Genomic DNA, 17,320 nt, shown 5'->3' on the forward strand with positions numbered 1-17,320 from the left:
AAGCGGACTTTTTCGGAAGGGAGTGCTGCAGGCTATAGAGTCGGGGTCACCAGAGCGGAGTCGAGACCTTGACGGAAACCGTTGGCGTGACGTTCGACGTCGACGCGCTGCGCCGAAAGTACGCCGTCGAACGGGCGCGCCGGTTGCGTCCCGACGGCATCGCGCAGTACGTCGAAACGGCGGGCCCGTTCGCCCGGTTCGCCGAGGACCCCTGGGCCGACGGCATGTTCACCCGTGCGCCCCTTCATGGCGAGGTCGACGTGGCGATCGTCGGCGCGGGCTTCGGCGGCCTGTTGACCGGAGCGCGGCTTCGCCAGCTCGGCGTGGAGAGCGTGCGGTTGATCGACCGGGCGGCCGACGTGGGCGGGACCTGGTATTGGAACAGGTATCCGGGCATCGCCTGCGACGTCGAATCCTACGTGTACTTCCCGCTGCTCGAGGAACTCGGCTACATGCCGTCCGAGAAATACGCCAAGGGCGCGGAGATCTTCGAACACTGCCGCCGCATCGCGCGGCACTACGACCTGTACCGCGACGCCTGCCTGCAGACCGACGTGCGCGAGATCCGTTGGGAACCAGGCAGTTACCGCTGGGTGATCCGCACCAACCGGGGTGACGAGATGCGGGCCAGGTTCGTGTCGATGGCCAACGGGTATCAGGCCAAGCCCAAGCTGCCCGGCATCGACGGCCTCGGCTCGTTCCGCGGCCACGCGTTCCACACCAGCCGGTGGGACTACGCCTACACCGGCGAGCAGCTGGAGAAGCTGGCCGGCAAGCGCGTCGGGATCATCGGCACCGGGGCCACGGCGATCCAGTGCGTGCCGCACCTCGCGGCCGCCGCACGGCAGCTCTACGTCTTCCAACGCACGCCGTCGTCGGTGGACGTCCGCGCCAACCGACCCACCGACCCGCGGTGGGTCGACACCCTGCAGCCGGGCTGGCAGCGCCGGCGGATCGAGAACTTCCAGATCCTGACCGCGGGCGGCCACGCCGAGGAGGACCTCGTCGCGGACGCTTGGACCAGCATCACCCGCAAGCTTCCGGTCATGCGGCACGGCGGCCAGGGCGTCGCCGACGGCGCCGGTCCCGAGCAACGGGGCCGCGACATCGAGATCGCGGACTTCGCCAAGATGGAGGAGATCCGTGCGCGGGTCGAGGAGGTCGTCGCCGATCCCGCCACCGCGGAGGCGCTCAAACCCTGGTACGGCTACTTCTGCAAGCGGCCCTGCTTCCACGACGAATACCTGCAGGCGTTCAACCGCGACAACGTCACGCTGGTCGATACGCGCGGGCTCGGCGTCGAACGCGTCACCGGGTCCGGCGTCGTGGTCGACGGAGTCGCCTACGACCTCGACTGCCTCATCTTCGCAACGGGTTTCGAGGTGGGCACCGACTACTGCCGGCGTACCGGGTTCGAGCTCGTCGGCCGCGACGGGATCACCCTGACCGAGCGGTGGCGCCACGGGGTCCGCACCTTCCAGGGCTTGTGCGCGACGGGCTTCCCCAACTGCTTCATCGAAAGCATCGCCCAGGCCGGGCTCACGGTGAATTTCCCTTACCTGCTCGACGTGCAGGCGACCCACGCGGCGTGGATCATCGCGTGGGCCCTCGAGCACGGCGTCGCCGAGGTCGAGGCGTCCGCCGGCGCCGAGGCCGCCTGGGTCGACACGGTTGTCGCCCGGTCGGCCGCGACCGCCGAGCGCGCCAAGACCTGTACGCCGGGCTACTACAACCGCGAAGGTAAGGCCGACGCCAAAACCCGGCAGGGCAGCTTCTTCTTCGGTGCGCCCACCGAGTACGCCGACCTGTTGCGGGCGTGGCGGGCCGACGGAAGCCTGGATGGCTACCTGATCCGCGGCGGCGAGGCCGGGTCGTGACCAGTCGGCAAGCCCGCCGGCTCTACGGCGTCGGCCGGGTGCGGGCAGCGACGCGGCGCCGGCAATCCCCCAAAGTGGCGATCATCGGGGCGGGCTTCGGCGGTATCGCCGCGGCAGTGGCGCTGCGCCGCAGAGGAATCAACGACCTGGTGATCATCGAGAGCGCCGACGGCGTGGGCGGAACCTGGCGGCGCAACACCTACCCCGGCGCCGCGTGCGACGTGCAGAGCCACTTGTACTCGTTCTCGTTCGCGCTGAACCGGGGCTGGAGCCGCACCTACGCTCGGCAGCCCGAGATCCTGGCCTATCTGGAATCGGTGGTCGACGACTTCGACCTGGGCCGCCACCTGACCTTGCAGACCTACGTGCGGCGCGCGCAATGGGACGAGCGCGGCCGGCAGTGGGAACTGCAGCTGCAGCAGGCGAACAGCGACACCGTCACCACGGTGCGCGCCGATGTCGTGGTCAGCGCCGTCGGGCTGTTCGGCGCCCCCAAGCTGCCTGACATCGAGGGCTTGTCCGGTTACCGCGGCCACCTGATGCACACGTCGGCGTGGGATCCGGGCGTGGACTTGGCCGGCAGGAACGTCGCGGTGATCGGTACCGGCGCCAGCGCGGTGCAGGTGGTGCCGGAACTCGCCCGAATCGCCTCGGGCCTAACAGTATTCCAGCGAACGCCGCCGTGGATGGTGCCCAAGGACGATCGTCCGTTCACTCCGCAGGAGCTGTCGAGGTTTCGCCGCAATCCCTGGGCGGCTCGTAAAGAACGGTGGCGAATCTGGAAGCAGTTCCACGACTTCGCCGGGAATGCCGTCGAAGACCCACAGGTGGCAAATCGCGCGCAGGTCGCCACCTCGTTTCTCGAGCGCGTCGTCGCCGACGATCGGCTTCGCGCCGCCCTGACTCCCGACTATCCATTCCGTTGCAAGCGGGTGCTACTCGGCGACAACTACTACCTGGCGCTTCAGAAGGACCACGTCAATCTGGTAACCGACCCGATCGCACGGGTGACCGAGACGTCGATCGCCACTGCCAGCGGCGAATTGGTGGACGCCGATGTCATCGTGTGCGCCACCGGATTCCAGACCAACCGCTATCTCGCGGGCATCGAGATGATCGGACGACGGGGCGAAAGCCTGCACGAGCGCTGGGGCGACGACCCGAGCGCGTATCTGGGCGTCGCCGTCAGCGGCTTCCCGAACTTTTTCATGCTCTACGGCCCCAACACCAACCAGGGTGGCAACTCGATCGTCTACATCCTCGAGGCGGGCGCGCGCCTGGTGGCCAGTGCGGTGAGCCGGGTGGCGCGTCGAGGGGGCTACGTCGAGGTGCGCCCCGCGGCCGAAAAGCGGTTCAACGAACGGCTTTCCGCGGACCTGGAACGCACCATATGGACCAAGTGCGACAGCTACTTCCGATCGCCGAGCGGGCGCATCGTCACCCAGTGGCCTTACACCGAGCTGGAGTACGCCCGCCAAACCTGGCGGTTGCGGCCGCGGGACTGGCTGCACCGCACGGGTTCGTCGTCGGAGTGCGGGCCGCCACTGGCCGATGCCGAAATCGGTGACGCCGCGAATCAATTGGCCGCCGGCCAGATCGGCTTAGGCGCCGTTGATGTCGTCGAGCCCGTCGCGTTCGGTGACCATTTCGTCGAGGAGTAGTCGGCCGGCCGCGCAGCGCGTGGCCAGTCGCGGCGGGGCCAGCTTTCCCTGCCGGGTGTGTCCATCGGCACTATGCGCAAGGGCGCCGCATTGGTAGTGGATCGCCGCGCGGCTGCTCATCGACTCGGTGTCCCTACCGGCCCGGGTCACCGGCCACCTCGATCTCACCGGCCGCGGCCGCCGCGCGCAGTTGGTGGAAATCGTCGAGCGACTTGTCGGCGTAGGCATACGACCACTCGGCGACCGCGGCGTGCACGGTGTCGTTGGTGCCGACGTATCCCCGCAGGATCGACGCATTCGCACTCTGGGAGTGCGCCCTCGCCAGCAGCACGGCACACGCCGCGACGTATTCGCGAAACGTCTTGGGCGACATGCCCTCGGTGTCCACGGTGCCCTTCATGTCGTGGAACTGACGGACGTAGTAGTCGCGACCGTCCTTGCGCGTCGTGCCGAGGAACACATCCGACACCGCCTGCAGGATCCGCTGACCGTCGACGACGCGTACGCCTTGGCCCTTCGCCTCGACGGCGGCGTTCAACGAGTCCGGTTGGCGCCAGCCCCCGTATTCGACGAGCACCGACCCGGTCGCCTCTTTGATCTGCAGGATCAGCGGTGTGCCGTGGGGACCCACCAGGATGACGAGGTAACAGCGGGTGCCGACGCTGCCCACGCCGACCACCCGAAGCGCGACATCGGTGACGCGGAAATGCGACAACAGCAGGGCGACATCGGCGGGTACCGCGGCCAGGTACTCCTCGATCGACTCCAGCAGCGGCCCTTCCACGTCCTCGTCGACGTGCTGCAGAAGCGGGGGCGCTTCCCGCAGGCGCGGCGTCCCCTGCGGGCCGGCGTCGGTGATCTGTTTGAAGACCCGCGCCGACGTCCGGGTGCGGGCCCGGGATGTCGTTCGCTGGATCACTCCGAGCATGCCTTTGGATACCTTGCCCGTGTAGCGCTCCGGCTCCACGCGTAAGTAGTACCGGTCCAGAACGTCCGACTCGAGCATGGCCTGAAGACCGGTCTGGTAGCCGACCAACGCGTGTTCAACGGTGCGTCGGATAGCGCCGGCCGGATATCCGGCGTGGCGGCCACCGACGATGGCGCTGGTGATCAGGCGCTTGACGTCCCATTCCGCGGGCGCAACGGCGGCCTCGTCGAAGTCGTTGAGGTCGAAGACGATTGAGCGATGGGGCGCGGCGTACATGCCGAAATTCGAGATGTGGGCGTCCCCGCAGCACATGACTTCGATCCCGCTCGACGGGCTCGCGGCCAGGTCGGCGGCCATGACCGCGGCCGACCCGCGGTAGAACGAGAACGGGTCGGCGAGCATCCGGGCGAAACGCAGCGGGACGAGTTCACGCAACCTGCCCTGGTTCTGGGCGGTGAGGATGTCGGTGGCCGTTCGCCCGGCGGAAGTGAGTTGGGCGAGTGCGCGCCGGGGCACGGCTTTTCGCAGCGCCCGACCGCGCGCCACATCCTCATCGGGCTCCTCGAGATCGATGAGGCGCTCACGCAACACCCGTTGCGGCATCCGATCAGCATACGCAGTCGAGACGCCGCCGCGGGTCCATTCCGCTGGGGCCGGGCGCGGTCCGCACTTATCTTCAGGCTGATTCTCACGGCTGTCGGCAGGTGACCGGGTCGTTAACATTCTTAAAAATGTTCGAATGCCGGACGACGGTCCGGCGGATCGGTGAGTGACGGCCGGAGATGGGGTTCGCGTGGTGAGGCTGCTGTCACGCCGCCTGCCCTGGCTCGACATCCTCGGCATCATCGCCATCGTCGTCGCCGCGACAGCGGTCGTGATCAAGAACCTGCCATCGGCGGAGACCAGCCAACTCCTCAACGTCTCTTACGACCCGACCCGTGAGTTATACGCCGCGATCGACAAAGCTTTCATCCCGCAGTATCGCGACCGCACCGGGATCACGTTGGACATCAAGGAATCTCACGGTGGTTCCGGCCGGCAGTTGCGTAGCGTCCTGGACGGCAGCCAGAAAGCCGGCGTCGTCTCTCTGGCGACGATCGGCGACGTCCAGGCGTTGAGCCGGCGAGGGCTGGTCGCCGCCGACTGGCAGCACCGGCTGCCGAACAATTCCGTGCCCTACACGTCGACCATCGCCTTCGTCGTCCGTCGGGGCAACCCCAAGGGCATCCATGACTGGCCCGACCTGGTCAAGGCCGACGTGTCCGTAGTGACCCCCGATCCCCGCAGCTCGGGCAACGGCCAGTTGAGCGTCCTGGCCGCCTGGGGCAGCGTGACCACGCGCGGCGGCAGCCGGGCCCAGGCGACCAGTTACCTCAAGGCGCTTCTGCAGCATGTGACGGTGTCCGCCGCCGGTGCGCGCGGTGCGGCAGACAGCTTCGCGCTGGCCAGGCTCGGTGACGTGCAGCTGACTTGGGAGAACGAAGCGCTACGCGAGGTAGCAGCGAACAAGGACGAGTTGGAGCTGATCTACCCGCCGGTGAGCATCCTCGCCGAGCCCGCGGTCGCCTGGGTCGACGCGAACGTGACCGACGCCAAGAAGGCGGCGTGCGCCAAGGCATATCTCGACTTCTTGTTCAGTGACGCGGCGCAGGAGCAGGTGGCGCGATACGGCTACCGCCCAGTCAAACCGCAGATCCTCGCCGCCCACGCCGACCGGCTGCCTCCGCTCACGCTCTTCCCGATCGGCGCGATCGCCAAGGACTGGAGCGATGCGCGCGAGCAGTTCTTCGGTACCAACGGAATCCTCGAATCGTTGTCAGCGCCGGCAGGAACATAACGGAAAGAGCCGTACACGTTGAGCTTTGGTGTGAACTACGACTTGGTGAAAGGCCGGCACGACCTCGTTGCCGGTCTGACCGTCGCCGCCATCTCGTTTCCTCAGGCGATGGCTTATGCGCTGATCGCCGGGGTGGATCCCAGGTTCGGCGTGTACTCCGCGATCGTCGTGACGATCGTCGCCTCGATCTTCGGGTCCTCCTCGCATCTGATCAACGGCCCGACGAGCGCGATATCGCTACTGGTCTTCACGGCGCTGGCCTTCATCGATTCGGAGAACACCACCGAACTGTTCGAGGGGCTGTTCCTGCTGGCTGTTCTGGTCGGCGGCCTCCAGATCGTGATCAGCCTCTTCAGGCTCGGCAACCTCACCCGCTACATCTCCGAGTCCGTCATCATCGGCTTCATGGCCGCGGCCGCTTTCCTGCTGGCCGTGGGTCAACTGGGCAACGCGCTCGGTGTGCGCGACAAGGGCAACGGCCACATGCAGGTGCTCCACCGCGTGTGGCTGACCCTGACCCGCGGCGACCACATCAACTACCGGGCGCTGATACTCAGCGTCGCGGCGGTGGCACTGGCCGTGGTCCTGCGGAGGCTGGTGCAACGCTTCGGCTGGCCGCAGGTCGACATGCTCGCCGTCCTCATCATCACCGGGCTCATCGCCTATCTCGCGGGGTGGTCGGTGGCCGGCGCGAACGGCCGTACCGCGGTGTCGGTGGCCGCCAAGATCCCGCGGAGCCTGCCGACCCCACACGTGCCCGACGTTCACACCAGCTGGTTGCCGCACCTGTCCACCGGTGCGCTGGCCATCGCCTTCGTCGGCATCATCGAGGCCCTGTCGATCGCCAAAGCGATTGCGTACCAGACCCAACAGAAGATCGACTACAACCGGCAGATCATGGCCGAGGGCCTGGCCAACCTCGCCGGGGGCTTCTTCCAAAGCCTGCCGGGCTCGGGTTCGTTGTCGCGGTCGGCGATCAACTTCCAGTCCGGCGCGCGCACACGCTTCTCCGGGATCGTTTCGGCCGCCACGGTGGCCGCGGCGTTGCTGTTGTTCGCACCGTTGCTGCGTTACGTTCCGCAGGCGGCGCTGGCCGGGCTGCTGCTTGTAACGGCTGCGCGGCTGGTCGATGTCAAGCGCCTGATCTACACGGTCAAGGCATCCCGCTATGACGCCGGCCTGGTGGTCGTCACCGCCTTCACCGGCGTCGCGGTCGATCTCGACAAATCAGTCCTGCTCGGCGTGATCCTGTCGATCCTGCTGTTCGTGCCGCGAGCGGCGAAGCTGAAGGCCAGGGAGCTCATCGTCACACCCGAACGCGTTGTGCGCGAACGCATCGCCGGCGACCCCGCCGACGCGTCGATCGTCATCTACGACCTGGAGGGCGAGCTGTTCTTCGGGGCCGCACCGGAATTGGATCGCTACCTGCTGGAGATCAGGAAGCGGATCCAGGCGGATCAGATCAAGTATGTGGTGTTGCGGCTGAAGCGGGTACGCCACCCCGACGTGGTGTGCATCGAACGCATAGAGCACTTCCTCCGGGACGAGACGGCCCGCGGGGTGACGGTGCTGCTCGCCGGAGTGCGACCCGACACGCTCGGCGTCTTGACGAACGTTGGCTTCGGCAAGTGGTTTCCCGAGGGGCATGTCTTCCCCGAGGAAGACGAGGAGTTCTCCGCGACCCTCAAAGCGGTCCGCCACGCCCACAATGCGCTGGCCCAGCTGCGGCTGAAGGAGCCGTTCACGTCCGCGCCGGAATTGGCCCCGCACCCGGACCTCTATTACCTCGTCTGACGCCGCGGTCAGACTGCGGGGCTGCCCGCCTTGATCGCCGCGATGACACCGCCGTCGACGAGCAGGTCGGTGCCCGTGATGAAGGAGGCCTCCGGTCCGAGCAGGAACGCGGTCGCCGCCGCGATGTCGCCGGGGGTCCCCAGGCGGCCGGTCGCGGAGGCCGCGATCATCGCCCGCATGCCGTCGCCGACCGGGGAGGCGAGCTCCTGCTGACCCATCGGTGTGGAGATGACGCCCGGGCTGATCGAGTTGACCCGCGCGCCGCGGGCTCCCCACTGCGCGCTCGCGGCGCGCACTCGAACGTGGTTGGCCTGCTTCGCGATGCCGTAGGCGATGCCGGGTTCGGTGATCTTGTGGGGGCTGACGAAATCGAGCCCGAGGAGGTCGCGGCCGGGGGTGTGGGCCAAGACGCGTTCCTGTTCGGCGGAGAGCGCCGGGAACATGTGACCCGCCATGCTGGCGACGACGACACCCGCGCCGCCCGGAGCGACGACCTGGCCGAATTCTTCCAGCACGAGGGCGGTACCCAGGAGGTCGACGGCCAGGATCGCGGCGGCGGAGGCCTGCGCCGGGGACAGCCCCGCCGTGTGCACCACCTGGGTGACGGCGCCGAGCGAGGCGGCATGGTGGGCGAGCGCGCGGACGGAATCCGGCGACGAGACGTCGACGGCGCGGCTTTCGACGTGGTAACCGGCGCTTGTCAGCGCCCCGGCGACCGCGGTCAGCGCCGCCTCGTCCTTATCGGCCAATAGCACCGTTTTGCCGGGACCGAGGCGGTGGGCGATCGCCTGACCCATGCCGCCCACGCCGAGAACGGTCAACACCTCTCGAGCCACTGGCGCTCCACATCCGTTTCGGTCTGGGTCGACTCGGGATGTTAGCCGGTCGCCGGCGCCTAAGTCGGCAGAACGGATTCCTCGTGGTGCGGATGACCGCTGTGCCGGACGGCCCTACCCTGGAACGGCGCGCGGAGGGTCGCGGCCAGGTGCCGGTGGTTGACAATCAACCCGGCGAGCGCCACCGCCGTGTAGACACCGCAGAGCAGGAGCCGCCCGTTCGTCGAGACGATCGGGAATTGGACGACGAACAGCACCAGCAGTGCCCACGCCGCGCTTCGGGGAAAACGCAGCGCCAGGATCAGCGCCACCCCCATCAGGGTTTGGGTGGCCGTGAGCAGCACCTCCTCGACCTGGCGGGAGTCGAGTGCCAGGGTGGGGCCGCCACCGCCGAGCAGGTGGGCCACCGGCAGCGATCCGACCAACAGCGTCCACTGGTTGACCTTCGAGGAGATCAGCGTGGCGATGGCCGCGGTGCCCTTGCCCCGCGCGGCGAAGATGATCGCGATGATGAATTCCGGGGCCTCGGAGGCCAGCGGGGCGAGCCACTGGACCAGCAGGAACCGATCGATGCCCAGTTCGGTGCCCGCCGCGACCAGGTTGTCGGCGAACGGCTTGGCGCACAGCAGGATCACCGCGCCGGACGTGAGGAACAGGCCGACGACCGCGACGCGCCGCCCCACGTCGGGGAGTTCGCCCAGCGCGGCGGCGGTACCGATGAGGTCGGGCTCTTCGACATCGCCGTGGCTGACCTTGTAGAGGTAGAACCCGAACCAGGCCAGCAGCGCGAGCCCCAGCCCCAGGTGGATCTGCCCGCTTGCCGGGATGATGAACGCGACCAGGCCAGCGATGAGCAGAAACCCCAGTTCGACGCGATTGGCTGGCTGCAGCGCCAACCCGGCGGCCTTGCCCGCCCCGGACCTGCGCGCCGCCACCACACCGACCAGCACGACCACCGGCCAGCCCAGGCCCATCAGCAACCGGTTGGATCCGGTCATGTTGGCCGCGGCGTATTGCGTGTAGTCGGCGTTGTGGCCGGACACGTACGCGTAGTAGAGGTCGACCGCGTACTCCGGGAGGACGGCGACCAGCGCAAGGACCGCAATGGCGACCCCGCCGGAGACATCGATTTGCGCGGCCTCTGCGGCCCACGCCAGCAGGAAGCTGGCCGCGACGACGGCGGCACCGAACACCAGCAGGGCGGCGACCGGGTCCGGACGCAACCCGAGGAGCCGGACCACGACGGCCGGCACGATGAAGACCGCCGTGATCAGCGCCGACCGGGTCAGGGTGCGCGTGCCGGCGTGTGTCTTGGTCGAGGCGGCGGCAGCGGGCCTGTCGGTGATCATCGTCATCCTTCGGTTTGGGGGAGAGGTGCCGCTCGCCGGATCGATCTGCCTACCCAAGCTACCCCGCGACCGCCCATCCCAGCAACGCACGCCGCTGGCGCCGCACCGGCGTGTCGGAGTCCTTTCTTTGCTGGCCAGGGCGCTGCTAATGCCGAAGTTAGGCTGCCCTGATTCTAAAGTTGGGCAAACCTTCCGCCGTCGACGGTCCGGGCCCCCGGATTCCGGCATTGGTCGCGACGTCGGCGCGATCGCAAACCCTGCGGCGCCGTCTGGCCGCACGCGACCCCGGTCCACGCCGGGCGGCGGTCGCCGGGACCCGCACCGTTCATTTTCTCGAGTTGTCGACGTTCATTTTCTCGAGTTGTCGATATGAATCCTCGAATGTTCGCTTCAGGTCGAGAAGTGTCGCCGCGGAGGAGCCAAGCGCCCGCGGATCGACGTCAGCGCCGCCGGCCCGGGTGCTCGCCGTGCTCGAGCTCCCGGCGAGGCCGAAGCCGTATCGTGGGCGGTAAGTCGCGCTTCCGACCGCTGGTGAGAGGCGCTTACGCTCGCGGTATGGAACTGCGGCAGCTGCGCTATTTCGTGGCCGTCGCCGAGGAACTGCACTTCGGCCGCGCCGCCCAGCGGGTGCATATCTCGGGGCCGGCGCTGTCGCAGCAGATCCTCGCGCTGGAGCGCGAACTGGGCACCGACCTGTTCGTGCGCGACCGGCGCAGCGTCCGCCTCAACGAAGCGGGACGCTCCCTGCTCGCCGACGCCCGCCGGATCTTGTCGATGGCCGACGATGCCAAGCGCCGACTACAACGGGCCGCCGCGTCGAGCTCGCCGGTGCGCCTGGGCTACGTCAGCTGGTTACCCGAAGACATCACCGGCATCGTCGGCCCGTCCGTGGCGTTGCGCCTCGACGAATGGGTGTTGCCGTCGCACACGCAGGCCGACCGCGTCGCGGAAGGCACGCTCGACGTCGCGCTGGCGTGGGTCACCGCCGAACATATCGGCGCGCGGGAGCTGACCGCGCATCCGCTCCGTCTCGAGCCGTTGCACGCCGTCCTACCCGGGCAGAGTTCCTCGGAACCCGTTGCCGCCCAAGGTATCAAGGTGCTCGTCGACGCCGACGAGTCGGCATGGTCGTCGTGGAATCGATTCGCCGGGGACTTCGCCGCGCACACCGGCGCCCGCATCGTGAGGATCGACGACGGTGGCGTCACCGGGGTCGCGTTCTACGCTCATGTCCGCAGGATCGGCGCCCCGGTGCTGGCGTCACCCAAGCGGCACACCGCGGCACTTCCCCCGAGTCTGGGCCGGCGACCCGTCGCCGCGCCGGTACCCCTGTGGACGTGGTCGCTGCTGCACCGCAAGGACGACGACCGGCCCGGTGTTCGCGGTGTGGTGGAGTCCCTGCTGGCGGCCGCACGTGGCCGCGATTGGCTGACAGCGCCGGCCGAGCGGTGGTGGGTCCCGCCCGACGACCCACACCTGCGCGCCCTCAGCGACCTGCGGTAGGAATCCCGCCGAAGCACACGTAAGGGATTGGTCCTGGACGGCGGCCCGTAGGTGCGCTTCGGTGGATGTAGCACGGCGTGGGAGGCGAAAAATGGTGGCACACAAGTACCTTGTAGAGGAGCTGGCCGACTTCGTCGTCGGCGCGGAGCCCGCGGACCTGGCCGGCCGGGCCAGGGCGCTGCTCAAACGCAACGTGCTCGACAGCATCGCGTGCGCCGCCGGCTCGCTGGACGGCGAACTGATTCCGACCATCCGGCAACAGACCGACGAGTTCAGCGGCGTTCCCACGGCGACGCTGGTCGGCGGCGGCCGGGCGTCGGTGGACCAGGCCGCTTTCTTCAATGCGGTGCTGGTGCGCTACCCCGACCTGCTCGACACCTACCTGACTTCCGGAGGGCTGTGCCACCCCGCCGACAACTTCGGGCCGGTGCTGGCCGTGGCCGAGCACACCGGCGCCGGCGGGGGCGACTTCCTCCTCGCGCTCGCGATCGCCTACGAGGTTCAGTGTCGGTTCAGCGCTCAGGTTCCCGTCATGGCGCGTGGCCTCAATCATGCTCTGCAGCTGTCGATGTCGGTCGCCGCGGGCGCGGCGAAGCTGCTCGGGTTGGACGCCGAACAGACGGCCAACGCCATTGCGGCGGCCGCCGCCGACAACGTGTCGCTGGCGGCGGTGCACGCCGAGCCCGTCGCGCACTGGAAGGGCATCTCGCCGGCCATCACGGGCATGCGCGCGGTGTACACCACGATGCTGGCCCGCCGCGGCGTCACCGGGCCCAAGGCGCTGTTCGAAGGACCGCACGGCCTGACGCAGCTGTTCGAGCAGCCGATCGATCTGCGCACCGACGACCGCGCGCTCGCCTGCGTCGAGGAAACGTACCTGAAGAAGTACTGCGCGCTCATCCACGGCCAGGTCGTCATCGACGCCGTGCTCGCAATTCGCGGCGACCACGCTCTGCGCGGCCACGACGTCGCGCGGGTCGACCTCGAGGTGTTCCAGGGCGCGTATGACTTCGCCGGCGGCGGCGCCTACGGGGACAAGAGCCGGCCGCTGACCAAGGAGCAGGCCGACTACAACCTCAAGTATCTGAGCGCCGTGGCGCTTCTGGATGGGGGAGTCGGGCCCGAACAGCTGGAAAACGAACGGGTTCGGCGCGACGACGTGCAGGACCTGCTGGCCCGGGTGGACGTGAAGCCGGGCGCCGACCTGACCTCCGACTATCCCCGGCGCACCGCCGCGCGCGTACGCGTGGTGACCCGCGACGGGCGCGAATTCAGCAGGGAGCAAGCCGATTACGAGGGATCCCCGACGCGGCCCCTGTCCTGGGAGCGGGTCGTCGACAAGTTCGCCTGGCTCGCCGAGCCCTTCTGTGGCGAGGCGTTGCGGGCCGACATCGTCGCCGCGGTCGATCGGCTGGAGGACATCACCGTTGCGGACCTGGCCGGCCTGCTGGGGGCGGTGAGCCCCACTCCGCGTGTTCGGCGCAGTAGGCCGCGGTTCTGACCGTCGCGCGCGCCCCCTTGCGTGGCTCGCCGCCCGCGCTGGATGATCGGTGGCCATGCGCAACGATCGCGGCATCAACCGGTGGGAGCTGGTCACCTGCGGGATACAGGGACACGTCACCTATGCGCCCGACGACACGGCCCTCGCCGACAGGCTGAGCGGCAACACCGGACTGGGTGAGGTGTGGCGCTGCCTGCGCTGCGGAGAGTTCACCCTCGGGGAACCCGAGGGGCGCGGCCAGGCCGACGACGCGCCGATGATCTTGCGCGGCAAGGCTTTACGGCAGGCCATCATCCTTCGCGCCCTCGCGGTGGAGCGCCTCTTCCGGGCGGTGGCGATCGCCTTGGCGGCGTACGCGGTGTGGAAGTTCCGGGGCGCCCGCGGGGCCATCCAGGCCACCCTCGACCGTGACCTGCCGGTGTTCCGCGCGGCCGGATTCAGGGTCGATCAGATGACGATCGTGCACGAGCTGGAGAAGGCGCTCGCCGCACGCCCCTCCACCTTGGCGTTGCTGACCGCGATGCTGGCCGCCTACGCGCTCATCGAGGTGGTGGAGGCCGTCGGGCTGTGGCTGCTGAAGCGGTGGGGCGAGTATTTCGCCGTGGTGGCCACGTCGGTTTTCCTGCCGCTGGAGCTGCACGACCTGGCCAAGGGCATCACGATGACCCGATTGGTGACCTTCACCATCAACGTCGCCGCCGTGGTCTACCTGTTGGTGTCGAAGCGCCTGTTCGGCCTGCGCGGTGGGCGCAAGGCCTACGACGCGGAGCGGCGCGGCGAACAGTTGCTCGACGTGGAACGGGCCGCCGCCCGGGCGTGATCTCGCTCGGCTCGAACGGAGATTCCAATGGGCATCTACGCGATCACCGGATCGGGCTCGGGGATGGGCCGGGAGACCGCGCTGCGGCTCCGGGACGGTGGGCACACCGTGATCGGCGTCGACATCGAAGGCGCCGACGTCAGCGCCGACCTGTCGACCCCCGACGGGCGTCGGCGTGCCGCCGAGGGCGTCTTGGCGGCCTGCGGAGGCAAGCTCGACGGTGCCGTGCTGGCCGCCGGCCTGGGCCCGAGCCCGGGCCGGGACCGTCCGCGCATGATCGCCCAGGTCAACTACCTCGGGGTGGTCGAACCGCTGGTGGCCTGGCGGCCGGCGCTGGCGGCGGCCGACAAGGCGAAGGTCGTCGTCATTGCGAGCAATTCGGCGACGACTGTGCCGGCGGTGCCGCGGCGAACCGTGCGGGCATTGCTGGCGGACGACGCCGACAAGGCGGTGCGATCGGTACGGCTGCTCGGTCCGGCCGCACCGACGATGATGTATGCCGCATCGAAGATCGCGGTCAGCCGATGGGTCCGCCGGCATGCGGTGCTGTCCGAATGGGCCGGGGCGGGGGTGCGGCTGAACGCCCTAGCGCCCGGCGCCGTCATGACGCCGCTCCTGCAAGAGCAGTTGTCGAATCCCCGGCAGGCCAAGGCGGTTCGATCGTTTCCGGTGCCGGTCGGCGGCTTCGGTGAGGCGGGGCAGCTGGCCTCATGGATGTGCTTCATGCTGTCGGAGGCCGCCGATTTCCTGTGCGGGAGCGTCGTGTTCGTCGACGGTGGTACCGACGCCTATTTCCGGGCCGACGACTGGCCGAAACCGGTCCCGGCGCGCCGGCTGCCCGGTTACCTGCGTAGGTTCCGCGGTGTGTGACGGCGGCCGCGTATCGCCGCTCTTGTGGGTGACACCACAACCCGGCTTTCCGCGCCATTCACCCGGGCGCGGAGATCCTGTAAAGGGACTACCGTGCAATGCAATGAGTCGGCACACCCGCCGAACGGACGAAGGATCGATAGTGCCAACACTGCAGGCCCTGATCGGCCGAAGCGCCAGCCACCTCGATGTCGTCTCCCCGATCAAGGCGCGCGGCCGCGACGCGCTCAACGCCGTGCTCAAGAATAGGCAGCACCACGCCGGACCGCGCATCCGCCTCATGCCCCGGGGTGCCGAGCGCTGCTGACGCGTTTCGCCCGTGCGTGACCACCTGAATCGCGCCGACTACTGGAATCACAACGCCGCCTACCACCCTTGGCTGGTCGGCATCGCGGCGCGCCGGCGCGGCTGGGTCCTCGACGTGGGATGCGGAGAAGGGCTGCTGGTCCAGCGGGTGGCCGCGGTGTCGCGCGGCGTGGTCGGCGTGGATGCCGACGCGAGCGCCGTCGGCCGCGCGCGGGCGCGGTTGAGGGCCGTAGGCAACGCCACGGTGGAGCTGACGGGCTTCGAAAGTTTCGCCGCCGACCAGCGGTCCTACGACCTGATCGCCTTCGTGGCCAGCTTGCACCACTTACCGCTGCGCGAAACGCTGCTCAAGGCACGCCGCCTGCTCGCGCCGGGAGGTGAGCTGGCGGTCGTCGGCCTGTCGGCCAACAAGAGCGTCACCGACTGGACGTGGGCGGTCCTTTGCACGCCGGCCGCGCGCGCGGGTTCGTGGTTGCATGGCGAGACCCGCGACATCGGCGTGGCCGTCGCCGAGCCGCCGGAAAGCCTCGCCGAGATTCGGCGGGTGGCGGCCGATGTCTTGCCCGGGGCTCGGATCCGGCGAGGCCTCTACTACCGATACCGCCTGCATTGGCGAAAGGCCTGATCCGACAGGCTCATTCTGTTCCGCTGGACTCGGCGCCGCGCCCGCGCCCGCGCCGGCGGGCGCGCGAGGCGCGCAGATTCGCGACGTTGCCGCAGGTCTTGACGTCGTGCCAGACCCCGCTGTTGTTCTTCGAGCGGTCGTAGAACGTCACCCCGCAGCGGTGGTTGCGGCATTGTTTGAGCCGGCGCCAGGTTCCCGCCTGCTGGCTCAGCAGGATCTCGCCCCAGAGCGCGGAGGCCAGCCACCGCCAGTCGCGGCCGCCGGGTTGCAGGCGCACTTCGGTGCCGGCCAGCACGAACGACGCGGCGACCCCACGCGTTTCGGCGTCCGACGGCGGCCGCCCGGCGATGATCGCGCCGATCGTCGTCCGCAGCGAGCGCAGCCGGGCCAGGTCCGCTTCGTCGAGCGTCGGGGGCCGCGCCTCGACACCGCGCGATTGCGACCAGGCCGCTACCGCGCCGGCAGCCCAGTCCCCGGCGAGCCCGGTGTCCCCCAGCAGGTCCGGTCCGTAGCCCTCCGCGCCCGCGGTGTTCAGGAAATCCTGAACCAGTCCCAGGCCGCCGGGCGCCGGAGCGATCCCGTACCGGTGTGATGCAGACCATGCATATGACATATGCAAATGCTACTTGACTATGTCACCGCAGACAATTAGCGTGACAGATCCAAACACAGTTTACCTACGTCAAGGAGTGTGGATCATGGTTAATGTCAAAGGGGCGACGGTGGTGGTCACCGGGGGACAGCGCGGTCTGGGCAAGGCCGTCGTGCAGGAGTTCCTGGATCGCGGTGCGGCCAAGGTGTACGCCACCGCCCGGGCGCCGAAGCCGAGCGAGGACCCGCGCGTGGTGAGCGTCGAACTGGACGTCACCAAGCCCGATTCCGTTGCGGCGCTGGCGGCTACGGCCGGTGATGCGGAGATCGTCGTCAACAACGCCGGCGTTCTCGCCGCCCGGCAGCTGTTGAGCAGTGACATCGAGGAGGCCCGGGCGGTCTTCGAGACGAATTACTTCGGGGCGCTCCGGGTCGCCAAGGCGTTCGCGCCGATCCTGGCCGAGAACGGCGGCGGGGCGCTGGTTGACATCCTGTCCATCCTGTCCTGGCTGCCCGGCTCCGGCGGCTACGGCGACTCGAAGGCGGCCCTGTGGTCGGCGACGAATTCCCTGCGCCTCGAGCTGGAAAAACAGGGCACGCTGGTCACCGGGGTGCACCTGAGCTACACCGAAACCGATATGACCGACGGCTTCGACGTGCCCAAGAACCAGCCGCGCGACGTCGCTCTGGCGATCGTCGACGGCATCGAGCGCGGAGACGCCGAGGTGCTTGCCGATGACGACACCCGCTACGTGAAGTCGGCGCTGTCTGGACCGATCGAGGCGCTGCGGGCCGGGTGAGCCCGACGGGCGGACGCCGTCA

At 68.7% G+C, this 17,320-nt stretch carries 15 protein-coding genes; 11 read left to right on the plus strand and 4 right to left on the minus strand.

All coding sequences use genetic code 11. The features are described 5' to 3' along the window. Window positions 1-68 precede the first annotated feature (68 nt). Together G6N56_RS17740 and G6N56_RS17745 are read left to right on the plus strand one after the other, a co-directional pair. Window positions 69-1,877 (plus strand): flavin-containing monooxygenase, encoded by a 1,809-nt coding sequence (locus G6N56_RS17740; RefSeq protein WP_085257771.1) that lies wholly within the window; start codon window positions 69-71, stop codon window positions 1,875-1,877. Continuing rightward, window positions 1,874-3,538 carry a flavin-containing monooxygenase gene (locus G6N56_RS17745; protein ID WP_085257772.1) on the plus strand — a complete coding sequence of 555 codons (1,665 nt, stop codon included), beginning with the start codon at window positions 1,874-1,876 and terminating at the stop codon, window positions 3,536-3,538. The genes G6N56_RS17740 and G6N56_RS17745 overlap by 4 nt, the downstream gene beginning before the upstream one ends. 133 nt (window positions 3,539-3,671) lie before the next feature. Here the strand turns inward: G6N56_RS17745 and G6N56_RS17750 are convergent, their stop codons facing one another. Then, window positions 3,672-5,069, minus strand: a complete 1,398-nt coding sequence (locus G6N56_RS17750; RefSeq protein WP_085257773.1) for a DUF2252 domain-containing protein — start codon at window positions 5,067-5,069, stop codon at window positions 3,672-3,674. A 166-nt stretch (window positions 5,070-5,235) separates the two neighbouring features. Between G6N56_RS17750 and G6N56_RS17755 the strand changes: the two genes are divergently transcribed. Beyond that, complete coding sequence (locus G6N56_RS17755; protein ID WP_232069089.1) at window positions 5,236-6,303, plus strand: sulfate ABC transporter substrate-binding protein; 1,068 nt, start codon at window positions 5,236-5,238, stop codon at window positions 6,301-6,303. 18 nt (window positions 6,304-6,321) lie between these two features. Beyond that, entirely contained in the window at window positions 6,322-8,097 is a 1,776-nt protein-coding gene (locus tag G6N56_RS17760; RefSeq protein WP_085257775.1) for a SulP family inorganic anion transporter, read from the plus strand. A gap of 8 nt (window positions 8,098-8,105) precedes the next feature. Here the strand turns inward: G6N56_RS17760 and G6N56_RS17765 are convergent, their stop codons facing one another. Further along, window positions 8,106-8,933, minus strand: coding sequence for an SDR family oxidoreductase (locus tag G6N56_RS17765; RefSeq protein ID WP_085257776.1), 828 nt, complete (start codon window positions 8,931-8,933; stop codon window positions 8,106-8,108). 59 nt (window positions 8,934-8,992) lie between these two features. Continuing rightward, window positions 8,993-10,288, minus strand: coding sequence for a calcium:cation antiporter family protein (locus tag G6N56_RS17770; protein WP_085257777.1), 1,296 nt, complete (start codon window positions 10,286-10,288; stop codon window positions 8,993-8,995). 549 nt (window positions 10,289-10,837) lie between these two features. Here G6N56_RS17770 and G6N56_RS29505 point away from each other — a divergent pair. The 6 genes from G6N56_RS29505 to G6N56_RS17800 all read left to right on the plus strand — a co-directional run bounded on the left by G6N56_RS29505 (window position 10,838) and on the right by G6N56_RS17800 (window position 15,907). Then, window positions 10,838-11,785: a LysR family transcriptional regulator gene (locus tag G6N56_RS29505; protein WP_085257778.1), complete on the plus strand. Its 948-nt coding sequence runs from the start codon at window positions 10,838-10,840 to the stop codon at window positions 11,783-11,785. A gap of 91 nt (window positions 11,786-11,876) precedes the next feature. After that, window positions 11,877-13,286, plus strand: coding sequence for an MmgE/PrpD family protein (locus G6N56_RS17780; RefSeq protein WP_085257779.1), 1,410 nt, complete (start codon window positions 11,877-11,879; stop codon window positions 13,284-13,286). A gap of 55 nt (window positions 13,287-13,341) precedes the next feature. Beyond that, entirely contained in the window at window positions 13,342-14,106 is a 765-nt protein-coding gene (locus tag G6N56_RS17785) for a DUF2127 domain-containing protein (RefSeq protein ID WP_085257780.1), read from the plus strand. A gap of 27 nt (window positions 14,107-14,133) precedes the next feature. Then, the gene (locus G6N56_RS17790) at window positions 14,134-14,976 is read left to right on the plus strand and encodes an SDR family oxidoreductase (RefSeq protein WP_085257781.1); all 843 of its coding nucleotides are present in this window, start codon (window positions 14,134-14,136) and stop codon (window positions 14,974-14,976) included. 142 nt (window positions 14,977-15,118) lie between these two features. Next, window positions 15,119-15,283 carry a hypothetical protein gene (locus G6N56_RS17795; protein WP_232069090.1) on the plus strand — a complete coding sequence of 55 codons (165 nt, stop codon included), beginning with the start codon at window positions 15,119-15,121 and terminating at the stop codon, window positions 15,281-15,283. 12 nt (window positions 15,284-15,295) lie between these two features. Beyond that, window positions 15,296-15,907, plus strand: coding sequence for a class I SAM-dependent methyltransferase (locus tag G6N56_RS17800; RefSeq protein WP_085257783.1), 612 nt, complete (start codon window positions 15,296-15,298; stop codon window positions 15,905-15,907). 10 nt (window positions 15,908-15,917) lie between these two features. On the opposite strand, the gene G6N56_RS17805 is transcribed toward G6N56_RS17800, so the two are convergent. After that, window positions 15,918-16,520 carry a CGNR zinc finger domain-containing protein gene (locus G6N56_RS17805; RefSeq protein WP_169717546.1) on the minus strand — a complete coding sequence of 201 codons (603 nt, stop codon included), beginning with the start codon at window positions 16,518-16,520 and terminating at the stop codon, window positions 15,918-15,920. An 85-nt stretch (window positions 16,521-16,605) separates the two neighbouring features. Here G6N56_RS17805 and G6N56_RS17810 point away from each other — a divergent pair, with 85 nt between their 5' ends. Further along, the gene (locus G6N56_RS17810; protein ID WP_085257797.1) at window positions 16,606-17,298 is read left to right on the plus strand and encodes an SDR family oxidoreductase; all 693 of its coding nucleotides are present in this window, start codon (window positions 16,606-16,608) and stop codon (window positions 17,296-17,298) included. Window positions 17,299-17,320: the final 22 nt, after the last annotated feature.

It is taken from the genome of Mycobacterium saskatchewanense, assembly GCF_010729105.1.
Lineage (GTDB): Bacteria > Actinomycetota > Actinomycetes > Mycobacteriales > Mycobacteriaceae > Mycobacterium > Mycobacterium saskatchewanense.